The organism is Acinetobacter sp. AS167, assembly GCF_037152175.1.
GTDB lineage: Bacteria > Pseudomonadota > Gammaproteobacteria > Pseudomonadales > Moraxellaceae > Acinetobacter.
Window position 1 is genome coordinate 484326 of record NZ_JBBCMP010000002.1, and the last position, 24437, is coordinate 508762.

The following is a 24437-nucleotide window of genomic DNA, read 5'->3' on the forward strand; positions in this document are numbered from 1 at the left end:
TAAGCTTCTGTGTATGATCAGATCGCTTGAATATAATTTTTTATTGATAAAGTTCTATATCTATAGAACTTTATCAATTTTTTAATGCGTGATTCTAACCACTGATTTAGAGCTACTGATTTTTAACGACATGGTTCACTCATATTTTTACAGTTGAGTTTTGCCGATTTGATTGTTTTATGATTCTAGAATCTCATTTCGAACCCTGCTTTGATGGTACGGCCGGGAATCGGCATACCAATCACTGTACCAGGATCAAAGTTATAACGATTGGTTAAGTTATCAACATTAAACGAGAGATTTAGATTTGGATTCAGTTTATAGCTCGCAAAAATATCAACTAAGGTTTCCGAAGAAATTTCGGTCACCGCACGCCCACTCACCCCTGTACCCTGTAACCAACCTTTAGGATTTTTCTTTTCAGAATGATATCTAGCACGTACCCCCACATTAAGTTTATTTTCAAACAAACTCTTGCCTAAGCTCATATTAAAAAGTTTACGTGGTGGCAAGCGTGTTGAAATCAAACTCCAAGAATCACCGACCTCATTACAATCATCTTTCGTCGCTGGGCATACTTTCGGTGCTTGATATAAAGTTCCATTCATGTTTACAAAGAAACTTGGATGATGGTAAGCAAGACTAAACTCTAAACCTTTCAATACAACTTGCTCATAATTTAGGAAAGTATAGGAGGTGGTATAAGGCAAAATAAAATCAGGCGTAATCTCATTAACAATATCTTTACGTTGTACTCCTTGGGTCAGGAAATTTTGGGTTTGATTACGGAAATAATTGATATTGAATTTTAACTGATCTGCTTCAGTGAAAACGTTATCGTTGTGCCCAATAAAGCCAAACTCAACAAGACGAGAATTCTCTGATTTAATCGGCAAATCTGGATCATAACTAAAGGTTTGTTTGGAAACTGTCGATTCAAACAAACTTGGACTGCGGTACATATTGGAAAGTTTTGCATAGACATCAATACCATTCAGCAACTGATAATTCAGCTGCGCCATCCAGTCGATCTTTCCGTCATAGTCTCGAAGCGCATAGCCTTTGTCATTTAAATCTGAATTGGCGACCGGTCTCATTGCGACATACTGGTCTCCATAATCCTTAATTTTTGCCTTATGCCATTTGCTGCCTAAACTCAAAGTAAAATCTTTAAAGAGATAATCGCCATTGAGAAATAGAGAGGATTCCTGACGTAATCCATCACGTGCGATTTCATTATCAATAAGATTTTGTGGCTTCATCCGTTGCTCATCATATGTCAGACCATAATTCAAGGTTAAAGCATCAATTTTACTGGTATTTTCTAAATTAATCCCGCTACGGTAGTCCTGAAAACTCCCCCAATATTGATCACCATACTGTGAATTCGCAATACCAAGCATACCATTGTGCTGGCGATATTTGGCATTGGTATGCCAAACCCCTAACTCTAAATCAAACCACTGATTATTCTTGGGCTTATAGGTATAGTTGGCACTGAATGCATTAATCGCTGCGGTTCCAAGGGACCATTGTGGCATGGTATATGCGCCCTCTATATATTTGGGTAGAACATAATCACCATCGATGTATCCCCAAGGTGGAGAGTTGGGATCAATCACTTGCGATCTATTCCAATAAAAAGCCATGACCTCACCCGCTTTTTGCATATGGCGGCGCATATTCACTTCAACACGATGTTCGTCTGTAATATTCATACCCGCTTTGATGATGCCTGAATCACTTTTATAACTGGTGTTTACCACCTCTTGACCGGGTCCAACATCAACAATATCTCGCGCTTCATAATAATCAATGCCATGTTTTCCAGCATAGTAATTACCGACTTCCCGTTTACTATAAGCAGCCACCAGATCGAATACATCATTCCGATAAGCAGCAGCGATTGTGCCAGCGCCATTTTGAAAATTATTCGAGGACAGTTTATTACGAAGCAGATAAGACATCTGCTCACGCTCATTATCTGAGGTCTGTGGTGCTTTGTTATTGTTATAAAAACTGCCTTTTAGCATGACACCTGATTGACGATTAGGCAGCAAAATATCGTTTGCACTGAGTGTACGCATTTTCACGATTCCGCCAATACCGCCCACACTAAATTTCGCTCGCGATGCGCCTTTTTCGACTTCAATCTGACTAATCAAATCCATATCGATATAAGTTCGGTCACTCTCTCCTTGATAGCCTCGAAAGGTATGACTGGATTGTAGGCTACCATCAATAATTACAGGGACACGTCCCTCACCTTGTACTCCACGGATACCAATATCAATTGCACCCGCTTCGTTACGTAGGCTATTGACTTGCACGCCAGCGATATCAGAAAACACATCGCCATTCCCCGTGCCTCTAAATCGGCTAATGTGTTCACGATTCAGCTGTGTTGTATTGACCTTTTGTTTTTGTTGTACAGCATTGACTTTAATCTGAGGAAGCGTAACAACATCACTGTCCGTATTATTGAAAAGCGAAGGGTTATTTAACGGAGTGCTTGTATTTGCAATCGCAGTGTTTTTCTCTGTATTCGGTTTAACTGAGCCAGATTTAGCAATTAAGACATAAGTCGAACCTTGCTGCTCTACCCGATAAGGGTGATCTGCAAGCAAGTAATCGAAGCCTTGCTTTACACTATAATGCCCGGTAATTCCTTTACTTTTTAGCCCTTTTAAAATATTTGCATCATAACTTAAGGCAATACCCGACTGTGCTGCAAAACTTGATAACACATAGCCCAACTGATTCTCTGAAATTTGATAATATTTTTCTGGCGCTTTTTTCGCTGCCATTGAAACATTTGGAGTCATTTGTGCATAAACACCACTGATACAAAAGCACTGTATTAACATGGCTAGAGTTTGTTTTTTAAACTTCATAGGAACGCCCACACTTGTGAATGATTTTCATTTTCAATAATCATTACCCAGTGAATTGTTAAAACATGACATGAAAATTTATATTTTTTCTGGTCTGGTCCAAATCCCGATCAACCCAATCAGCAAAATGACCAGCAGGCTAAGTTTCAAGTGCAAATGCAGTGAGGACACCATTAACATGGTCGTACCGAATAAAATACTCAATGTCATCATCCATTTACGTGAACGCGAAATCTGTTTAAAACCGCCACGATACTGTGCGAGCAACATTGCAATATAACGATTTTGATGTAACCAACAATGCAAGCGTGCTGAACCTTTTGAGGCAAAAATCGTTGCTAAAAAGAGGAAATCAAAAGTTGGGATCCCCGGCAATACAATGCCCACCACAGCGAGAACAAGACATAAAATTGCCAAGATGATGCAGATCACACGCACCACTGAGGATGAATGTAAATTTGCGGATGGCGTTACTGGCAAAGACGCTAACAGCGTTAAGTCTTTGCCTTGGGTGTGATTGCTGACAGAAGACGCTTTCTTCATGTTGAATGAATGTCTTTTAATAATGCGCCAAAATAATCAAAGGCTTGTTGAGCAGCGTAAATGACACGATCTTGCTCGTCTTGAGTAAAGTCAGCCTGATCAAGTTCCTCAATAAAGTGTTTCCAGACGTTGGCCCGCCCTTCTGGATAGGCAGCTAAATTTCTTGCAGCAAAATCTGCGGAAAACCCCAAACTTTGTTGCGCTTGTTTAAATAAGAATGCTGCACCCAGCGTAGAACCTTCAGACACATAGATCCAACCCAGCGCTTCAGGAAAGCCGATCGTTTCAGTAACCAAGGCCAGCGATTCTGGTTCGATCTGAAGGTCTTGTAGGTCTAAGTAAGCTGCTTGCGAACGTCCACGAATATCTAAATCAGAAATCAAGGCTGCAACCTTGGGATGTTGAAATAAATATTCGACATTTTTTTGAAAATAATACTGTGACAAAGTAAATTTTGCATAATGTGCGACGTCTTTAAATACTTGGGCTTTTTCCATTAATTGATGCATATATTCATGTTGACTGGCTGTCTCTGTTTTTAAACGAGATGCAAGGCGGTTGAGTGTGAATGAGGTGCTCATCAATTTTCTCCAGTTTGTTTGGTTTAACTGTATTACCCGCCTTGTCTGTAAAAACTGACATCATTTCTTAATTATTTTTACTTTTCTGATTTTCAGCTTTAGGCTGAATACTCAACACACGATCCCCGAAATAACGTTCTACTTTGATTGGATAGCTGAATTGCAATGCTGTTTGTAAGGTGCCAAAGTCATTGACTGGATATGAACCTGAAACTTTTAACGACTTCAATTGAGGGGCAATATCTATATATTGGTGTTGATAGCGCCCAATCTCTTGAAGCAATTTTTCCAACGGCATTTCAAAAGCCATGACCATGTGGTTTTTCCATGCCAATATATTCGGATCTAAACTTTGTAATGCTTTAAAATTGCGATCATCAAAGCATAGCTGCTCACCAGCATGGACAATTTTAGTGTGTTTGGACTGGTTCAAACTGACTTTCACTGCGCTTTCTATGACGCCTAGACAGGTTTGCTTTTCACTGTTGTTGAAATACTGAACATTAAATACAGTGCCAAGCGCTTGCAGATTTGCCGATTCAGTTTCGACCAAGAATGGGCGATAAGCATGATTTTTTTCTTTGCCCGTACGTATTTGTATTTCGCCATAATGTAATTTTACAATACGTTGTTGCGCTGTATAACGCACGTCCAAAGCCGTATGAGTATTTAATTGAAGTTGTGTCCCATCTTCCAGCTCAACCTGTTTCTGCTGACCCACCGCAGTACGATAATCCGATAACCATATATAGCGATAATCCGAGTTCCATAGCATGACACTGCCAAAACAGAGTAAACAGGCAAGCACCAGTTGTTTGTTTAAATTAAATTGGGCATTTTTCTTGCCTTGCTGAATCAGCTGCTGCCCATCTTTGGGAAATTCCTCAAGGCTATACAATAAGCGTTCGGCTTTAGACCATGCAGCTTGGTGTTGGGAACTTTGCTGTTTCCATTGTTCAAATTCAAGCTGTTCAGTTTCATTCAATGGTGCGTGTTGGATTTTAATGATCCATTGCGCTGTTTCTTGATAAATTTGATCATGCAACATGCAGGCATTAATCCATAACAGCTAAACATTGACTCAGTACTGAAACCAGATCACGCATCACGGTTCGGGTAGAAATATTTAAGCGTGTTGCAATTTCCTGTTGAGTCAGCCCTTCTAATTGTGACCAAATAAAGACCTGTTGCTGGCGCTCAGGCAATTGATTGAGTAATTGATTAATCAAACATAAAGATTCAATTGCCGATATTTTTTGCTCAGGTGTAATTTCATCATATTCAGGTCTGCTTGAAAGCGCCTCTAAATAGGCTTTTTCAATCGATTTACGTTGATACCAATTAATCAAGATTCCCTTGGCAACAGTGGTCAAAATTGCACGCGGCTGATCAAAATACAATTCATCTTTACGCTTTAAGATACGCAGAAAAGTATCATGGGCTAAATCAGCGGCATCTTCACTATGGTTGAGGCGACGTTTTAACCATTGATATAACCAAGAATGGTGATGACGATATAGCGTGCTAATAGGATCAGACATGTTTAAAGAGAATGAGAATTATTAGCAATATCTTAGCAAAAAAATAAAGAAAATGAGAGCTCAGTTTGCCCTTTTAATTGAATTTTTTAATTTATCCAACTCATTTATAAGACTACGCAACATACTCAAATGGGACATATGGTAATTCTAAAAGAACATTTAATTCAAAATTATTATAATTTTATCAAAAACTTATCACTTTTAAATAAAAAAATTTCTCGATCATCCTCAAGATGACCGAGAAACTGTTTATTAGGTATTGACTATAATTTATTTGCTAATCGCTTGATCTATATTTTTAGCAAATTTTTGAATATCACTGGCTTGAATTGTTGTTTTACCTTTACCAATCACTTGAAATTGTTGTGCTGCCGTTTCCTGCATTTTGACTTTACCTGTTGCAATATTGGCATCAAAACGTTGCATAAACTCATCCACATATTCCTTTTCAGTGACAATATGATCACCATTCGCATCGGTTGCAAAATATTGTTTGTCACGCGCTGTTAGATAATCTCCAAGCGTTACATAGTTTTTCCCTTGACCATATTGACTAATAAATTCGTTGATGTTGCTAGGCATTGGCATTGAAATTGGTAGTTTCACACGGAATCCATCATGTGTTGCATTACTATTGCCCGCTAATTTGGCATCTTCTGCATTTACTAAACCATCCAAGTTTTTATCAAACTCATTAAAGGTTTTTAAACCTGTCTCCTGAAATTCCTTTAAAGTCAGTTTCTGGTCTTTATTATTATCGAGAATACCATAACGTACATGCGCCTGTTTTTCTGACATTTCACGGCGCTGTTTAAGTAATGGCTCTAAACGAGCTTGCTCGTATTGAACAAACTGCACTTGATTGACTTTTTTATTCGCCTTAAACAATTCGGCATAGTCCTGAGTATATTGTTTAATTAAGGTGCTACTGTTCTGCTCTTTATTATTAGGATGGTAAAGCACATACAATGCATATGCCTGTTGATAAGCATTGGGTTGATCTACTGTTTCAGCAATCGCTGAACCAGCAGTTGCCATTGCAGTTAAACTGGTCATCCATAGCGCCAATTTTTTCATGTTCGTTTCCTTGTAGGTGAATATTTGTTGAATTAAAAAATTCTTTCCATTGTGCTATTTAAAAAATCAATATTTAAATTCAATACTTGCCACAACATTACGTCCTGGTTCAGCAGCACGATCGATTACACTAGCCTGATTCGCTCCTGTAATTGTTCCCACAGCAGCATAATCCCAATAGGTCTTATCAAAGATGTTATTCAATGCTACGTTCAGCTTGGTAAACTTGGTCACATTCCAATATGCGGATAAGTCAAATACGGTATAACCTGCCACATTCTGATATTTGATATCATCCTGATAAGAACTGACATCTCGCGTTGCCATCCTTCCACCAACAGCAGTTGCGGTCATGCCTAAGCCAAAGACTTTATTTGGATCATCATAAGCAAAGGTAAAGCTGCCTTTTTCTGGCTGAACAGAATTTACACCACTTTTTCCGCCATTTTTATTTTTTGCCGAGCCTTTGGTTTTACCTGCAACAAGTGCAAGACTATAGCCATCTGAGTTTTGAATAAACTGACCTAAGTCAATTCGTGTTGAAAGCTCTCCACCCCAGATCTGTGCATTAGCTAAGTTTTCTGCGCGATAATAGCCAAAAGGATATTGAGGCGTATTGCCATAGTTAAAGTAGTCGATAAAATCTTTATATTTGCTGTAGAAACCTGTCAAATCAAATTTAATCCCTTCAATTGAGGTGTTTCTTAAACCCACTTCGAAAGCATCACTGGTTTCTTTTTTTAAGTTCGAATTACCCACCACAATATAAGCAGGATTAGCTAACATTGTTTGATAAATCCCGCCAATTTCAGTTGGCGATGGAATACGATTACCTCTTGAATATTTTAAATAGCTATAATTATCTGGAGTAAACTGATAACTTGCAGAAAAACTTGGCGAAACATAATTATAGTCTTTGGCTTGTATATCACTATAAGAGGTAATTTCAGGTCTAAACTCCTGACGTTCAAAACGAACCGCTGGAGTTAGAGTTAAATCTCGTCCCAATACATCCAATCGGATATCATCAGCAACATAAGCAGAGTAACGTTTTAATTCAGAATTTAATAAATAACTACCTTGATATATGCTTGTAATTGGAACGCCATTACGAAGATCTAATTTAGTACTTGCGTAATCTTTCTTGTCTGCTGTAATGCCATATTTAAGCTTTTGGTTTGTAAATTCTTTGCTTGCTTCAATTTTTATACCAGTATTTTTCTCTTTATAAGTGGTTGAAAAATCACGTGCAACTGTCGCACTATTCATAAACGAAGTATCAGTATCATTGTTCGATTCCTGATACCATATTTTACTGTTTAATGTATCAAAGAGCACAAAGTCATTCGGTCTATAAATATAATCAATACTCAATTGTGTTCGATCTATTTCTTGGTGTTGTTTTGCATCGCTCTTAAAATTAGAGAATAAATCGGCTGCAATATTATCTGTGTCAGACTTTTTCTTATAATAATCCGCAGTAAAATTTAGTTGGTGTTGGTCAGATACATTCCACAATAATCGGGTAAGCACTGCATCCGAGGTCCAATCTGCTGGAAAAGCTGCCGTTTTTGAATTTGGTTTGGTTTCACTTCCCTCACGATGCGCATAAGCCACAAGTGCTTTGAGATTATCATTGCCGACAGCGCCTGTCACAGAACTTAACCATGCGCTGTCCGCAGAGCTATAACCTGCTTTTAATGTTCCAGCGACTGTTTTGCCATCAACTAAATAATCTTCTGGTGATTTGTTTTTAAAAGAAACCCGACCACCAATACCATCTGTTGATACATCAGTTGTTCCTGAAACAATATCGACACTGGTAAACATCTCTGGTTCAATATAATCCCGACCAGCACCGCGCTTGCTCATGCTTTTAGGTGGTACATAAGTACTTACTGTTGCCTCGGCTAAATCTACCCCATCTACATCTAAGCCAATTCGATTTGCATCTATACCACGGATGTTATAACTACTGGTGCCAGTACCATCAAAAAATGTTCCACTCCCTCCAACGGAAAACGGCGCATTGACCAAAGGCAAATATTTCACAATACCTGCCATATCGGTTACACCCGTCTTATCCATGTTTTCTCGGTTGATTGAAGTTCGAGAAACAGGCGCATCATTTTTATATTCGGCATAGACCGTAATCGTCGTCAAAGCATTCTCATTCTTTTCCAATTTACGCTTTTCGGAATTATTCTCTTCTGCATAGCCTACCGTAGTGATGCTTGCTGTCATTAACGCAAGCAAACATAATGACAAATAACGTGGTTTTAAAACCACAGTATCAGACTTGGCTATATTATATAGCGCAACAGGGTTTAAATTCATGAGGGAGAAACCTTATTAAATGATATTAATCATCATTAAATGTGTATATTTAGACTCATCCAATATGTTCAAATCGGGAGTCAAAACATGGATTACAAATATACACATACAATCTATCAAATGAGAATAATAATCAATAACAATATCATTTACAATAACGGTGCTGCCAGATGTATTTTAAAGCATCAAAAAAATAATTAAGATAATGAAAAATAATAAATATTTATAATTAAAAATTAACTCTTTTATCAAAATTTGTACATGATTTTAGGGGAGAATCTGTATTTTTGGATGATCTTATTGCCTTAGAATTCGTATATTTTGTTGTTGTTTATAGTTTTACAATGTCGTTTTCAGTTTAGCTTTTCCACCCAATCATCCTATTGTTAATATAAAAACTTATTACATCTTTCCTTTTTATTTCTCTTTAATTTCTCGTTATATTTAGGTTTGTCTATTTTTTATTCTGATTGGCGTTATTAAAATATAAACACTCAAATATTAACCATAATAATCAAGTATTATAAAAATTCTAACAGCAAAAAATATTAATTTTTAGGTTTTAGTATAAAATTGATTTCGTGATTTTTTATTCAAGGCTTTTTCATTAATATCCAATCTCTGAGTTTGCTCGTGCTTTTATCCAGTCACTAAATGCTTTAACTTTAGGTAATTCATTATTTTTCAATGATGTAATATAGTAATGCTGATCGCATTTTAAATACATGTTTTTAAATGGCATTACCAGTTCACCACTTTCTAAGTCTTTTTCTACGAGTTTTTTACGTCCCATGGTAATACCCAAGTGATTTTTAGCAGCAATTAAAGCCAGATCAGATCGGTCAAAACTCATCTCTGAAGAATGATCCATATTTACATTAAAATGCTGCGTCCAACTGTTCCATTCATCTGCGCCTGTGCCGTTACTCCATGCTTGGCAGTCATGCAGCAATGTGCAGTTTTTTAAGTTGTCTAGATGATCGTGGAGGTTAAATTTTTCAGCATATGCAGGACTACATACGGGGATAATATATTCGTCCATTAAATGCTGATAATTCAACTGAAAAGACGGTTGATTGTCAAAATAAAGCGCAATATCAATTCCGCTACGTTGAAAATTTACATCCTCATTACCCGTTAAAACTGAGAGTTGGATCAATGGATAACGTTGAATGAAATCAGGCAATTGAGGCACTAACCAACACTGAGCAATCGATGGTCTTGCATAAATCGTGAGTGAGCCGACAAGTTGCTGATTTTGCAGTGCCTTAATTTCAACGTTTAACGAGTCTAATGAAAATTGTAAAGCAGCTAAAATCCGCTGTCCCTCAGTGGTTAACTTTACTTTACGATGCAAACGTAAAAACAGTTTGATATTAAGTTCTTTTTCTAACAAATTAATTTGGTGACTTACCGCACTTGGGGTTAAAGACAGTTCTTCAGCGGCGAGTGCAAAAGACTCATGTCTTGCCGCAACTTCAAATGTATACAGTTTTGAGAGCTGAAAACCGGTTAGATTTTTATGTGCGTTGGTCATGCCTTTTCCTTTTTGCTGAAACAAAATGATTGATCACATGCTTCTTGCTGTCCTATGCCCATATAAATAACGTATAAATCATTTAAAAATCAAAATTTATTTAGGATTTATTTTTCAAGTGAATTATTTTAACCCGTAGATCAAATATCATCGTTTGACGGATTTCTCTGGTTTAACTTCAATAGACCAAGAACAACTTTTGTCACAGAGATATATGGTATGGAAACCAATTTCGTGGATGTCGGTATATTATTAACCAGTATCGGGTTAATTATTTTCACTATTTTAAAATTTAAACTGCATCCCTTTTTAGCTTTACTTCTGGCAAGTTTCTTTGTCGGTGTAGCAATGAAAATGCCATTACTGGATATGGTCAATGCAATTGAAAATGGGATCGGAAGCACCTTGGGTTTCCTTGCCACAGTCATTGCACTGGGTACTATTCTCGGCAAAATGATGGAAATCTCTGGTGCTGCTGAACGTATCGCCCTGTCTTTGCAGCGATGTCACTGGATATCTAATGATGTGGTCATGGTGTTGATTGGGCTATTTTGTGGCATCACTTTATTTGTAGAAGTTGGTGTGGTTTTATTAATTCCCTTGGCTTTTTCTATAGCGCAGCATACAAAAACCTCTTTGTTTAAATTGGCTATTCCATTATGCACAGCATTAATGGCTGTACATTGTGTGGTACCGCCACACCCAGCCGCACTTTATGTCACCAATAAACTAGGGGCTGATGTCGGTACCGTGATTATTTTTGGCTTAATGGTGGGTTTAGCCGCAGCACTGGTTGGTGGCCCACTGTTTTTAAAATTGGTTGGTCAACGTTTACCGTTTAAAGCAGTGCCTGTCGAATTTTCAAAGCTTACCTTAAAAGAAGAACACAACTTACCTTCTTTAAAAATCACCTTATTTACAGTATTTCTTCCAATCGGATTAATGTTAATCAAAACAGTGGCTGAATTAAATCCCCATACATCCACTCAGCTTTCACACATTTTAGGCTTTATCGGCAATCCGATCACCGCCATGTTTATTGCGGTATTTGTTGCTTACTACACCCTTGGTCTACGCCGTAATATGCAGATGGGAAGCTTATTAAAAGCCACAGAAGACTCATTTTCTTCAATTGCCAACATCTTATTCATCATTGGGGCTGGTGGTGCATTTAACAGTATTTTAAAAGCCAGTGGTTTAGCTGACTCAATGGCTGTCACGCTTTCCCACTTGCATATGCATCCAATTTTACTTGCTTGGTTGGTTGCGCTGATTTTACATGCAGCTGTAGGCTCTGCCACTGTTGCAATGATGGGTGCAACTGCAATCGTTGCGCCAATGTTACCGCTCTATCCGGATATTAGTCCTGAAATCATGGCGATTGCGATTGGTTCAGGTGCCATCGGTTTTACCATTGTGACCGACTCTCTATTTTGGTTAGTCAAACAATACTGTGGTGCTACATTAAACGAAACCTTTAAATACTATACCTCTGCAACTTTCCTTGCCTCGCTCACTGCATTGGGCTGCACCTTCCTGCTTTCTCATTTTATTTAAGCCTTTAGGAGTATTTTATGAACGCTCAACAGATTCATCAGCTGATTGCCCAATATCCGATTGTTAAAGACCTTATCGCACTCAAAGAAGTGGCGTGGTTTAATCCCAATTTTACCTCACTGGTAGAAGGGCTGCCCTATGTCGGGTTGGACCAAAAAGATATTGATGATGCCAGTGCACGTTTGACACGCTTTGCACCCTATTTGATGAAAGCCTTTCCAGAAACAGCGGCATCTCAAGGTATTATAGAGTCCGAACTGGCAGCGATTCCTCAAATGCAGCAACAGTTGGAACAGTATTTTGGACAATCGATCCATGGTCAATTATGGCTTAAAAAAGACAGCCATCTTCCTATATCGGGTTCAATTAAAGCCCGTGGTGGCATCTATGAGGTACTTTGTCATGCTGAAAAGCTTGCGATTCAAGCACAACGTTTAAACCTTGAAGATGATTATGCAAAACTGGATAGTCCAGAGTTTAAACAGTTTTTTAGTCAATACAGTATTGCGGTCGGTTCTACCGGAAATTTAGGCCTTTCTATTGGTATCATGAGTGCAAAATTAGGCTTTGATGTGACTGTGCATATGTCAGCAGATGCACGTCAATGGAAAAAAGATAAGTTACGTGCGCACAATGTCACAGTAGTTGAATATGCTGAAGATTATGGTGTTGCCGTAGAACAAGGCAGAAAGGCAGCATTAGAAAATCCAAACTGCTTTTTTATCGATGATGAAAACTCACAAACCTTATTCTTAGGTTATGCAGTTGCTGGGCAGCGTTTAAAACAACAATTAGAACAAAAAAATATTTTGGTTGATCAACAACATCCTTTATTTGTTTATTTACCTTGTGGTGTTGGCGGAGGCCCTGGTGGCGTTGCATTTGGCTTAAAAATGGCCTTTGGTGATCATGTACATTGTATTTTTGCCGAGCCGACCCATTCACCTTGTATGTTACTCGGTGTTGCAACAGGTTTACATGATGAAATTTCAGTTCAAGATCTGGGTATAGACAATATCACCGCTGCTGATGGCCTCGCTGTTGGGCGAGCATCTGGCTTTGTTGGTCGAGCCATGCAAAGGTTATTAGACGGTTTTTATACATTAACTGATGAAACCATGTATGTACTCTTGGGCATGCTCAATGATGCAGAACAGCTTAAATTAGAACCTTCTGCGTTGGCGGGTATGCTTGGACCAATTTTGACCAATCAACATCAAGACTATGCCGCGCTACATCACTTTAGCCAACAGCAATTGGAAAATGCTAATCATATTGTCTGGGGGACTGGAGGAGGAATGGTTCCAGATGAAGAAATGGAAAAATATTTAACCCAAGCGAAAGCCTATAAAAAATAATTTGTATAGCCTTGATTCTCACAGACCTTGATCTCATCAGAATCTGGGGCGATAGCAGATAAATAAAGTGATTATCCTCTATCGCCCCCCATTAAAGACTTGAGTCAGGATTTTCCATCTGGAATTAAACGATCCCACCATTGACTCGAAGGACTTGGGCATTGACCCAATTACTCGCTTCATTTACGGCGAAATCCAACACTGCGGCAATATCTTCTACAGTGCCTAAACGCTCTAAAGGTGCAGCTTTGCTTAACTGAGCAATCAATGCATCACTTTTGCCTTCAAGAAAAAGTTCAGTTGCCGTAGGCCCAGGTGCAATTGCGTTTACCGTAATATTTTTTCCTCTTAACTCTTTGGCTAAAATAGCTGTTAAGGATTCAATAGCAGCTTTTGATGCAGTATAAACACCATAAGTTTCGAGCTTCATTCCCACCACACTGCTGGATAAATTAATAATTTTACCGCCCTTTTGCAGTCGCTTAGCAGCTTCACGCATGGTATATAAAGGGCCTTTAATATTAATTGCTAAAACTTGATCAATACTTTCATCGTCTAATTGTTCAATCTTACTTAATTTCAAAATCCCTGCATTGTTGATCAGCACGTCCAATCGACCATAGGTTTGAATTGCATAATCAAATAATGCAATCACTTCATTAGAATGGCTGATGTTGGCTTTAAATAAACTCGCTGTTCCGCCTAACGCTTGAATACTACTCAAAACATGCTCTGCCTCTTTATCATTACTGGCATAATTAATAATGATTTTATGGCCTTGCTGTGCCAATAAGCTGGCAGTAAATGCACCAATTCCGCGAGAAGCGCCTGTAATTAAAATCACTTTTTCTTGCTGTGTTTGATCTGTTGTATGCATGGTGATGACCTCATGGAATAAAATATACCTCTAATCGCGTCTATGATACTGTTCAGATAAAACCAGATAATCTAGTTAAATCTGACATCTTTATCCGAATAAATCGAACAATTGGAATGGCGTATGGATAAACTCAATGCAATGTCTGCTTTCGTCAATGTGGTAGAACAACAAAGTTTTACCAAAGCTGCGCAGATCTTAAACCTGCCACGCTCAACGCTGACTGATGCAATTAAACAATTAGAATTCCAACTCAATACGCGCTTATTGTTGCGTACCACTCGTCAGGTAAAAGCAACAGATGAAGGCCATATTTATTATGAGCGTTGCAAATATATCTTAGGTTATATCAATGAGTCTGATCATGATTTTCTTGATGCAAAACCTCAAGGGCCTTTAAAAATCGCAGTTCATGGTATTTTTGCTGCGTATTTTATTCTGCCAAAATTAGATGATTTTTTAACAGAGTTTCCACAGATACAGTTGCAACTCACCGAAAGCGACCGTTATGTAGACCTGATAAAAGAAGGCATTGATTGTGTGATTCGTATAGGTCAGCTCAATAACAGTGAGTTAATTGTCAGGCATCTGGGCGATATTCAACAAGTGACTTTAGCCAGTCCAAAATACTTAGAAAAATATGGCACACCACAACGCTTAGAAGATCTGCAAGCACATTTTATGGTCGGATTTTATTCATCTGCTCGACAAAAGCCACTGCCGCTTGAGTTTCTGACAGGCAAGAAAACACAGGTTTTTGAGTTGCCGTTGAAGATTCAAGTCAATGGTGCAAATACCTATGCAGCAGCAGCCAAACAGCATTTTGGGATCATCCAAGCACCACGTTATGGTTATTTATCTGAGCTAGAACAAGGCACACTTTGTCAAATTTTAACTGACTATCCTGTTCCATCCCTGCCTATTTCTTTACTTTATCCATCAAAAACACTGGTTTCACCACGACAAAAAGTTTTTATCGAATGGATTGTACGATTGTTTCAGGATAATCGATTGCTTTGAAGTTTGAATCACGCTGCTTGGGATGGATATGATTAACTAGCGCGCTCTCGCATTAATCCCCATAGCATTTATACACCAACACTCAATTCCTGACTCCAAGTTGAATCAGGTTGGTGATAAAGATGCCAACACATATTTTTAACCGAATCCATCAAGGCAATATTCTGACTATCCCAACTTTCCAACATACAATAAGTGATATGGATACCTTTAGGATGAAACTCTCTTGCCAAAGATTGTGCCAATGCCCGAATACTGGCAAACATACTCTGAGTTAAGCCATTATTTTCAGCGATCAGGTTGGGCTGTGTTCCTAGAAAGATCAAAGTTCCTTGTGACTTAATCAGCATCTGTCGAATGATCGCTTGGGAAATATTTACCGCAGCCAAACCAGTGTTTTGCCAAAGTTGTTCGATCTGTTGGGCTGAAGCATCGGAATTCGACAATGATTTTGAAAAATCAGCTTGGAAAATACACAGTTTAACTGAATGCCCTGTGCGTTGAATATAGCCCACTAAGTTTTTTAAAGCAGTCGGATTGATCAGATTCAAACGAACCCGCTTTAGACCTGAATCTTGTTGCTCAATCTTTAGATTGGTTTGCATAGGATCATGCTGAACTTGATATACAGGCATTGCCCTGTTATGTGCTTGATCCACAAAAAGCTGGCTGAGCGAGTGGGTTTCATTGCCAATAACAACAATACAGCCCTGTAGTTTGGATTTTTTTCTCAGCAATGGAGGAATTAAATTGTACATATTAGAATTTCTCCTGATAAGGACGTAAATCCAGTTCATGGGTCCATAAATCACGATTTTGTTGATAAAGCATCCAATAATTCTCAGCAATCGCTTCGATATTTAATCCACCTGTGCCTCGTGTTAGTCTCAATAAGCGTCCTAAACCTAATACCGCCTTATTGACCCGATCACCATTGACCATGCCATCAACAATAATATGTGCAACATGGATATTTTGAGGCTTATATATCTGGGCGAGATGCAGTGCATAGGTGCGTAATGCGGATTTGCCCATAGTAAATGCCGCAAAAAAAGGTTTACCACGAAGAGATGCACTTGCCCCAGTAAAAATCAACGTGCCATATTGCTGTTGTTCAAAGATTTTTAAGGCTTGTTGCGACACTAAAAAAGCCGATAAAAAAGTAGAACGCCACATTTGAGTAAAAAATTGAAGAGAGGTCTTTAAAAAAATTGAGGGAATATTGCCCCCCACATTGTGAATAACAGCGACGAGATGCTCCTTTTGCGCATTCCTCTCCGCAAAAAAAGTCTGCACTTGTTGTTCATTTTCAGCATCCAAAGCATGTGCTACGGCGTGTCCACCTTGCGCATTGATTGAATCAGCCACGGCTTGCACTTTCGCTAAAGTACGCCCCACAACATGTACTTTTAATTTTTCTTGAGCAAAACGACGACAAACTGCTGCTCCAATTCCTTGTTCAGCCCCTACGCCCATAACAACCACACATGGAAGTGTTGCTATATTTTGAGATGTTGCATTCTGCGTATTCATAGCAAGTCTAACCATTGAGCAATAGAAGGATAAGCTTTAATTTTAGCGCCCCAAATTTTACTGGTGCGGACAATCTCTAAAAGCTGCGAACCAACCGCAATATCAGCCAGTGTTTTAACCTCGCCAACCAACCATCCTGTTTGAGCCAATACCAATTCGATACGTTCTAAATGACGAAGAAATTCTGCCTCAATATCCTGCTTGGTCATGCGACCTGTACCCTGCATTTTAAGTTGCAGGTTTAATGTTGCTTTGAGCAAAGGTTTCAACAAATATATTTCATGTTTGGGGCGACCTTTTGCACTCATTTCAACCGCATAATCTAAGGCATCAGCATCATTCACACGAAAGTGCATTTCATAGAAATATAACAACTCGTCTGACCAATCTTCCCAAAGTTCAACATAAGCCTTTTGTAAGGGATCAATAGGATATAACCGTGGTAAAGCTGGGTAAGCCTCATCTAGATAACGCGCAATACGTGTACTGTCCTGAATACGTTGACCATCAATATCTAGTACCGGAACCTTGCCTGCTTTACTGAGCATTGGCACCTTTGCACCCAGTACACCGTTATAATCCACAGTCCGATAAGCAATCCCTTTAAATTGCAACATTCTGGCAACTTTTTGGCAAAACGGTGAAATTTCCCATTGATGTAATACAACTGGATTCATTTTATATTCTCAGCTTAACTTTGGGTCGATTGACATTTGAAGAGCGACATCACAGGATCAACGCTTAATACATCACAGACCTGATTCAAAGGCGATAAATCAAAAAACCTGAATTAAAAGCCATGATCCAAAAATTCTGGTTCAAATCCATGATACAGAAACAGAGTCTTTCAACGACGGATGATCATATTGGTTGCTGTGGCATGTGCATACAATTTTCCATCTTCATCTCGAAGATAACCTTCAGATATAACTAAATTTTTCCCCACGTTAATCACTTTTCCTTCTGCAATCAGCTTTTTATTAAACGGCATCGGCCGGCACATTTTTATCGCCAGATCTGTGGTTCCATAACCTTCACCCGCAGCTAATACTGTATGGGTGGCACAACCTGTAGCCGAATCAAGTACAGTTGCGGCAAAACCACCATGTACCCCACCCAATGGATTGCCATGACGTTCATCCGCAATTGCGATAAATACAATGCGACCGTATTCAACGTCTCCTACTTCCTCCATTCCCATAGTTTTTGCAATACCAGGCGCTGGCACCAGTCCTTTTTGGAATGCTTGCATAATTTCCAGACCCGTCATATTGAGTGGGTTCATCACTATTTCCTATTTTGATAAATATTTATTGAATAAATGTTGATTGTTCAGGGGATAAACCAATTTTTACTTTAGTTTGTGCAACAATTTCAGATTCATCGGTATCATTCGGATGAAAATCAAACTGATAATAAGAGAAAAATTGCGGTACCAGCTTACGATAGGCTTGCACTGTAAACCCAGCAAACTTAGTCCAAGACTTAAAGTTTAATAATTGTTTATCTCTCGACATCAACACCACTTGATATACATTAGAAAATAGCGTGATCAGCACAAGACTAAATGTAAAAATCGCTACGCGAGGAATGTAGGCATCTAAGCCCTTGCCATATAAATATTCATACATGTCATAAGCCACGGCCTTATGTTCAGTTTCTTCTACACTGTGCCATAACCATAAATTACGAATGGTAGTATCGGTCATTAACTCATTGACATTTTTCATCATTTCTACCACCAAAACTGCGGTGTAATGTTCTAGACCCACAGTCACCAAGAGATTCCATTTCTTAGGGAAAGTGCGCTCAATCGCTTTTAATATGATTCCTGTGACTTTTTCTAAAGATTCAGGATCTAAACCATATTGTTGTGCACTAACATGAAAAGCATGATGTTCTTTAGAGTGCATGGCTTCTTGTCCAATAAAGGCACCAATATCACGATCTAATTGTGGATTGTTTTTAATTTTTTCACGCAAAGCGCGCACTGAACGGACAAAGTACGACTCACCTTCAGGAAAAAGCGTCGATAAACCTGTGAAGTAATGGGTAAAGGTTGGTTCGTCATTACACCAATACTTGGGCATATCCTGAAATTCATAATCCATACGACGTACTGGAAATGATGCAGGTGTTTTTTGCTTTGATTTTTCTTTCACCGCTGATATAGACATGGTTCACCTCAAGAATTTATCTTAAAATAACAAGTTCTAAAAAAGAACTTGATGAGTTAAAATAATGATCCATGTTGATCTTGTCAATGATGTGAATACGTTAAAGCTTCAGGTTGTCCTTAAATGACAGACCTGTTCCTATAAAGACAATCGATCTAAGTAAAAAAACTTAAAAACTGTTTTCATCCATCACTTTTTGACCAGATGCATGATTACGCACCCCATAAAATATAAACAATAAAATTAACCACTTAAAATAAAAATACTGAATTGATATCTAGATTTCAACAACAGTTCAAATTAAAATTAAACATTCCCCTCTAACCTCTCCATCAAAACCGATTAAGCTTTTCCAATTTTATTTTCTATTTCTATCTGGATTTCTGTCTCGATTTCTAACGCTATTGCCATGTCAATGATTTGTCATAAAGGTGACACCTTGCTGTCACAAGCGCTGTCTAATGTGTGGGCATCTTTATAATGGATGAAACACATGTTAAGAAAATCAAAACAATGGCTATCGTACATTTATATTTTCCCCATTTTACTAGCACTCACAGCTTGTAATGATTCAAATGATGATAAGACCACCACACAGCCTGATGGATCTAAAAAACCATTAATGCGTTGCGCACCATAAACATAAAAATACCAAAGGGAAATATTGTGATTAATCGTCGTCAATTTTTAGCAAATACACTTAAAACAAGTTTTGGTGCTGCTGCCTTATCTACATTTCCAGCCAGCATTCAAAAAGCATTGGCTATTCCTGCAAATAATAAAACAGGAACCATTCAGGATGTCGAACATGTGGTTATCCTGATGCAGGAAAACCGTTCATTTGACCATTATTTTGGTACACTAAAAGGCGTTCGTGGTTTTGCCGACCGCTTAACCATTCCTTTGCAAAATGATCGTACTGTATGGCAACAACAACGAAGTAATGGTGCTTTATTAACACCTTTTCATTTAGATGGATCGAGTAATAATGCACAACGTGCACCCGGTACAAATCATACTTGGGTGGATAGCCAAAAAGCATGGGACAACGGCCGTATGTCAAACTGGCCCACCCATAAAACTGATTATGCAATGGGTTATTTTAAAGAGCAGGAAATCCCTTATCAGTTTGCTTTAGCCAATGCTTTTACCATTTGCGATGCGTATCACTGTTCAATGCACACGGGTACAGATGCCAATCGTTCATTTCATTTAACGGGCACCAATGGTGCAGTACCGACCAGTACTGCGTTTGTGAATAATGAATGGGATTGGATTGATGGTGATCCCAAAAACGTTGATGTCGGCTACACTTGGAAAACCTATGCTGAACGTTTAGAAGAGGCAGGTGTTAACTGGATTTGCTATCAAAATATGCCGGATGAATGGGGTGATAACATGCTCGGTGCATTCCGTACCTTTAAAAAAGCCAATATTGCCTCAGGTTACCCAGTTTCAAGTGGTGGTGCGCCGAATAGTCCATACAATAAAGCAGCGCAACCGTTACCTTATAAAGCTTATGATGCCACAACCGATAATGCTAAAAATCCACTGTATAAAGGTATCGCAAACACTCTGCCCGGCAATAAACCCGAAGAGTTTTTAGATGCTTTTAAAAATGATATCAAAACAGGCAAACTTCCCCAAGTGTCTTGGATCAATGCACCATCCATCTATTGTGAACATCCAGGTCCATCAAGCCCAGTACAAGGTTCTTGGTTTATTCAAGAAATCTTAGATGCTTTAACAGCAGTGCCAGAGGTTTGGAGTAAAACCGTTTTCTTGATCAATTTTGATGAAAATGATGGTTATTTTGACCATGTTCCGTCTCCATCAGCACCGACCTTACAAGCAGACAATACGTATGCAGGTAAATCCACACTTAGCCAAGCTGATATGCAGTATGAATATTATCTACATGATGCGCCACTAGGAAGCAACAGCCAGCCTAAAAAAGACAATGGTGTTTATGGACCGGGCCCACGAGTACCACTCTTTGTAATTTCACCGTGGAGTCGTGGTGGTGTGGTTAACTCTCAAGTGTTTGATCATACGTCCGTATTAATGTTTTTAGAACAACGCTTTGGGGTAAAAGAAACGAATATCAGCCCTTATCGTCGTGCCATTTGTGGTGATTTAACCTCAGCATTTAATTTTAAAACCCCAAATGAAGATGTTCTGCCAGAATTAACAGGTAAACAAACCCGTGAGCAAGCAGATCAACTTCGTTCAGCTCAACAAAAGCTGCCCAATGTTCCGATTCCAACCAATTTACAACTTCCAATTCAAGCCAGTGGTATTCGCCCGTCTAAAGCATTGCCTTATGAATTACACACCAGTGCACGTTGTCAAAATGATGGAACAGTTAAACTCTTGTTCTCAAATACAGGGACTCAAGGCGCAGTTTTTCATGTCTATGACAAGTTAAATCTCAGCCGTGTCCCACGTCGTTACATTGTAGAAGCGGGTAAAACACTGGATGATGTTTGGAATGTGAAAAAGGATAATCAAGGTTTGTATGATCTTTGGATAATGGGACCGAATGGTTTTCATCGCCATTTCAAAGGTGATTTAAATCGTAATCAAACCCTGCAAATCAATCCTGAAATTCGTGTGTGTTATGATATTGCCAATGGTAATGTTTATTTAGACCTGACCAATACGGGCACAAAAGATGTTGAACTGGTCATTAATCCAGTCGTCTATCGTAGTGACGCAGCGTTAAAAATCACTGTAAAAGCAGGTCAAACATCAACACGACATTGGGAACTGAAAGATACATGGCAATGGTATGATTTTGCCGTAACTTGTACTCAGGATACTAAGTTTTATCGACGCTTTGCAGGACGCGTTGAAACAGGAGCAGATTCTGTCAGTGATCCAGCGATGGTTTAATATTTAAGCAGTTGTAAATATTCAATTTTTTAGATTGTTAACACTGAATCAAATTTAACAGCACCTCAGATTTTATTTAAAACTGGGGTGCTTTTTTTAGTGCTTGCTTAGGAACAGGTCACCCCTTCCATCACCACAGCTTTATTGGCTTCTGTTGCAACAACAGAAGCGGCAATCGCTTCAACCACCTTACTCAATGACTGCCGTGAAACACTGACTATATCAACAATTTTGTTGCCATCTGCACCAACTGCGTCGGTAAATGCCATTCGACAACTGAGTTGTCGGTTGGGCAACACAGCATTCTGTATTGCTGTTGGCTGATTTAAGGGGCGGGCTGGATCATCACGTTTAATAATCCAAGCAACCGCCACCTCAATATCCCGATTCATCGCTCCCATTAACGAACGTGTGTTGGAGTGTTCGATAATATCAAACCGAGAAAAGTCGGTTGCAACACGGTATGACACTTTACCACCAGTCATACCACTACTATAACGATCTACAGCACCTAATTTCTGTTGTAAGCCTGCAGACAACCCATCACGTAACTCAGCGGCCAAAGTGGACGTCCAGCGTTCATTATCCAATACATTAGATTTACCACTGCTGTCCTGTAAGACTAAGGGTGCCCTGTTTAAACGGTCTGGCAATCCCACTGGCAGTACTTCAATTACCCGTACATTTGAACTCACCAAGGGTTTAACTGTTGGGGTCAAGGTATAGTAATTTGGAGTAGGCGAACTGGAACAGCCAATTAAACCTACAATGGCCAGTAGCAGTCCACAACCTGCTCGACTAGACTGCGGTAAATAGGACATAAAATGTGGACTATTTTTTTTATTTACCATTTTTAACCTCAGGCGTTTTCCCACGAATGAGTGATTCAGGGTGTTGTTCAATATAGTCTGCCATTAACTGTAAAGATGCGGCAGCACGTGTCATTTGCTGTAAAGCACGGCGAACATCCTGTTGCATTGGCGCGTCACTCGACAAAATAGTTTCAGTAGAGCGCATGGTTTTACGTACATCATCCAAAGTCGCTTGTAGTCCTGGTGCAACTTTACCATCTAACTGCTTCACTAATTTATCTGTTGAGCTAATCGCTGAGTTCATATTATTGAGGGTTTTACGTACATCCTGCCCAATTTCTACCAATGGGAATTTATTCAATTTATCTGCAATTTGCGATACTTGTGCTTGTAATCCCTTCAACTCGGTTGGTGTGGTTGGAACCTCAATCACACCATTTGATCGGATGATTAAGTTTGCTGGTTTTGCTTTAGGGAATAGATCAAAGGCAATATAGTTCTGCCCTGTGAGTAAATTTCCTGTACGCATTTGAGCACGCCAGCCTCTTTCGATGAAGCGTTTAAAAATTTCACCATCAGGGTCTAGCTCTTTACCGTTGGCTAAACGAGATGGATAAATCACCCCCTCAGCCCGCATACGAATCTGAGTGTAATTTGCATCAAATTCAGCATTAATTGACTGTATATTGCCAATTTCAATTCCCATAAAGTCAATCGGTGCACCTGCTGACAAACCACGTAGAGACTGATCAAAATACATAATAATGCGATGAGGATTTCCATCAGGCTCTTTCAATGCTTCAGTACGAGAATCCCATAAATTAAAACGGCTTTGATCCGAAGCAACAGCAGCATGTGAATTCTCAGGATAACCGAATGCAATACCGCCTGCGATAATACTCACTAAAGACTGGGTATCTAGCTTAAATCCTGATGCACTTAAGCTGACATCGACACCACTGGCCTGCCAGAAACGTGCATCGGTTGTCACGAACTTATCATAAGGTGCTTGAATAAAGGTCTGTAGCTCAACACTCTTTCCATCTTTGGCCAATTGATAAGCAGTAATTTGACCCACATTGATCTGACGATAATAAATAGGAGAGCCAATATCCAGTGAACCTAAATTATTGGCTTTGAGGAAAAAGATTTTCCCCGGTACATCTGATGAAATGACTGGAGGAACTTCTAAGCCAGTGAATTCATCCTGTTTTTGTTCAGCCTTACCGCCATCAACCTCAATATAAGCACCCGACAATAAGGTATCAATTCCTGAAACACCACTGGCACCAATGCGAGGACGAACCACCCAGAATCGTGAATCTTTTGCAGCAAAATTACTGGCATCCTTACGTAGTTCAATTTTGGCAATAACATGTGAATGATCATCAGCAAGATCAATTTGGCGAACAAGACCGATATCCACTTGTTTAAAGCGAACGGTTGTCTTACCTGCAACCAACCCTTCAGCGGTTCTAAAAGCAACATTAATGGTCGGACCAGTATCTAATACCGCTTTGACTGCCAACGACAGACCGATCAGCAATGCAATAAACGGAATCAGCCAGATCAACGATGGTCGCCAGCGTCCTTTATTTTTCTCAGGTTCAGGTAAAATCTGCTGCGTTTCATCTACAGCATGAGGATCCTGATGATCTGAGCTTTCGTTATTGGTTTTATTTTCAGACATACACACCC

Annotated in this window: 20 protein-coding genes; 4 read left to right on the forward strand and 16 right to left on the reverse strand. The window is 39.1% G+C overall.

Translation table 11 applies throughout. From position 1 onward, the window contains the following. Positions 1-185: 185 nt before the first annotated feature. From WFN33_RS05525 to dsdC, 8 genes are all read right to left on the reverse strand, one after another. Positions 186-2894: a TonB-dependent receptor gene (locus WFN33_RS05525; protein ID WP_336951965.1), complete on the reverse strand. Its 2709-nt coding sequence runs from the start codon at positions 2892-2894 to the stop codon at positions 186-188. A 78-nt stretch (positions 2895-2972) separates the two neighbouring features. Next, entirely contained in the window at positions 2973-3437 is a 465-nt protein-coding gene (locus WFN33_RS05530; protein WP_336951967.1) for a YbaN family protein, read from the reverse strand. Beyond that, on the reverse strand, positions 3434-4018 hold the full coding sequence (locus WFN33_RS05535) for a biliverdin-producing heme oxygenase (protein ID WP_336951969.1): 585 nt from the start codon (positions 4016-4018) through the stop codon (positions 3434-3436). The genes WFN33_RS05530 and WFN33_RS05535 overlap by 4 nt, the downstream gene beginning before the upstream one ends. 67 nt (positions 4019-4085) lie before the next feature. After that, positions 4086-5066, reverse strand: a complete 981-nt coding sequence (locus tag WFN33_RS05540) for a FecR family protein (protein ID WP_336951971.1) — start codon at positions 5064-5066, stop codon at positions 4086-4088. 7 nt (positions 5067-5073) lie between these two features. Continuing rightward, a complete protein-coding gene (locus tag WFN33_RS05545) occupies positions 5074-5559 on the reverse strand; it encodes a sigma-70 family RNA polymerase sigma factor (RefSeq protein WP_004717675.1) in 486 nt (161 codons plus the stop codon). A 270-nt stretch (positions 5560-5829) separates the two neighbouring features. After that, positions 5830-6636, reverse strand: a complete 807-nt coding sequence (locus tag WFN33_RS05550; RefSeq protein WP_336951973.1) for a hypothetical protein — start codon at positions 6634-6636, stop codon at positions 5830-5832. Positions 6637-6702: 66 nt separating this feature from the next. After that, on the reverse strand, positions 6703-8973 hold the full coding sequence (locus WFN33_RS05555; protein WP_336951975.1) for a TonB-dependent hemoglobin/transferrin/lactoferrin family receptor: 2271 nt from the start codon (positions 8971-8973) through the stop codon (positions 6703-6705). 607 nt (positions 8974-9580) lie between these two features. After that, the gene (gene dsdC / locus WFN33_RS05560) at positions 9581-10510 is read right to left on the reverse strand and encodes a DNA-binding transcriptional regulator DsdC (protein WP_336951977.1); all 930 of its coding nucleotides are present in this window, start codon (positions 10508-10510) and stop codon (positions 9581-9583) included. A 219-nt stretch (positions 10511-10729) separates the two neighbouring features. Between dsdC and dsdX the strand changes: the two genes are divergently transcribed. Both dsdX and WFN33_RS05570 read left to right on the forward strand, forming a co-directional pair. Further along, a complete protein-coding gene (gene dsdX, locus WFN33_RS05565; RefSeq protein ID WP_336951979.1) occupies positions 10730-12067 on the forward strand; it encodes a D-serine transporter DsdX in 1338 nt (445 codons plus the stop codon). Between the two features lie 17 nt (positions 12068-12084). Then, positions 12085-13425, forward strand: coding sequence for a D-serine ammonia-lyase (locus tag WFN33_RS05570; protein ID WP_336951980.1), 1341 nt, complete (start codon positions 12085-12087; stop codon positions 13423-13425). Between the two features lie 124 nt (positions 13426-13549). Here WFN33_RS05570 and WFN33_RS05575 read toward each other — a convergent pair whose 3' ends face one another. Continuing rightward, positions 13550-14302 carry an SDR family oxidoreductase gene (locus WFN33_RS05575; RefSeq protein WP_336951982.1) on the reverse strand — a complete coding sequence of 251 codons (753 nt, stop codon included), beginning with the start codon at positions 14300-14302 and terminating at the stop codon, positions 13550-13552. 123 nt (positions 14303-14425) lie between these two features. On the opposite strand from WFN33_RS05575, the gene WFN33_RS05580 reads away from it, so the two are divergent. After that, positions 14426-15322: a LysR family transcriptional regulator gene (locus tag WFN33_RS05580; protein WP_336951984.1), complete on the forward strand. Its 897-nt coding sequence runs from the start codon at positions 14426-14428 to the stop codon at positions 15320-15322. A gap of 68 nt (positions 15323-15390) precedes the next feature. On the opposite strand, the gene WFN33_RS05585 is transcribed toward WFN33_RS05580, so the two are convergent. The 5 genes from WFN33_RS05585 to WFN33_RS05605 form a co-directional block, all read right to left on the reverse strand. After that, positions 15391-16080 carry an oxidoreductase gene (locus WFN33_RS05585; RefSeq protein WP_336951986.1) on the reverse strand — a complete coding sequence of 230 codons (690 nt, stop codon included), beginning with the start codon at positions 16078-16080 and terminating at the stop codon, positions 15391-15393. 1 nt (position 16081) lies between these two features. Next, a complete protein-coding gene (locus tag WFN33_RS05590; RefSeq protein WP_336951987.1) occupies positions 16082-16855 on the reverse strand; it encodes an SDR family NAD(P)-dependent oxidoreductase in 774 nt (257 codons plus the stop codon). Next, the gene (locus tag WFN33_RS05595) at positions 16852-17532 is read right to left on the reverse strand and encodes a glutathione S-transferase family protein (RefSeq protein ID WP_336951988.1); all 681 of its coding nucleotides are present in this window, start codon (positions 17530-17532) and stop codon (positions 16852-16854) included. The genes WFN33_RS05590 and WFN33_RS05595 overlap by 4 nt, the downstream gene beginning before the upstream one ends. Before the next feature lie 170 nt (positions 17533-17702). Further along, positions 17703-18140 (reverse strand): PaaI family thioesterase, encoded by a 438-nt coding sequence (locus WFN33_RS05600; protein WP_336951990.1) that lies wholly within the window; start codon positions 18138-18140, stop codon positions 17703-17705. 25 nt (positions 18141-18165) lie between these two features. Then, positions 18166-19032, reverse strand: coding sequence for a metal-dependent hydrolase (locus WFN33_RS05605; protein ID WP_336951991.1), 867 nt, complete (start codon positions 19030-19032; stop codon positions 18166-18168). A 666-nt stretch (positions 19033-19698) separates the two neighbouring features. Here WFN33_RS05605 and WFN33_RS05610 point away from each other — a divergent pair. Continuing rightward, positions 19699-21927, forward strand: coding sequence for a phosphocholine-specific phospholipase C (locus WFN33_RS05610; RefSeq protein WP_336951992.1), 2229 nt, complete (start codon positions 19699-19701; stop codon positions 21925-21927). Between the two features lie 107 nt (positions 21928-22034). Here the strand turns inward: WFN33_RS05610 and WFN33_RS05615 are convergent, their stop codons facing one another. Both WFN33_RS05615 and WFN33_RS05620 read right to left on the reverse strand, forming a co-directional pair. Then, the gene (locus WFN33_RS05615; protein ID WP_336951993.1) at positions 22035-22778 is read right to left on the reverse strand and encodes a PqiC family protein; all 744 of its coding nucleotides are present in this window, start codon (positions 22776-22778) and stop codon (positions 22035-22037) included. Then, positions 22768-24435, reverse strand: coding sequence for a PqiB family protein (locus WFN33_RS05620; protein WP_336951994.1), 1668 nt, complete (start codon positions 24433-24435; stop codon positions 22768-22770). The genes WFN33_RS05615 and WFN33_RS05620 overlap by 11 nt, the downstream gene beginning before the upstream one ends. Positions 24436-24437: the final 2 nt, after the last annotated feature.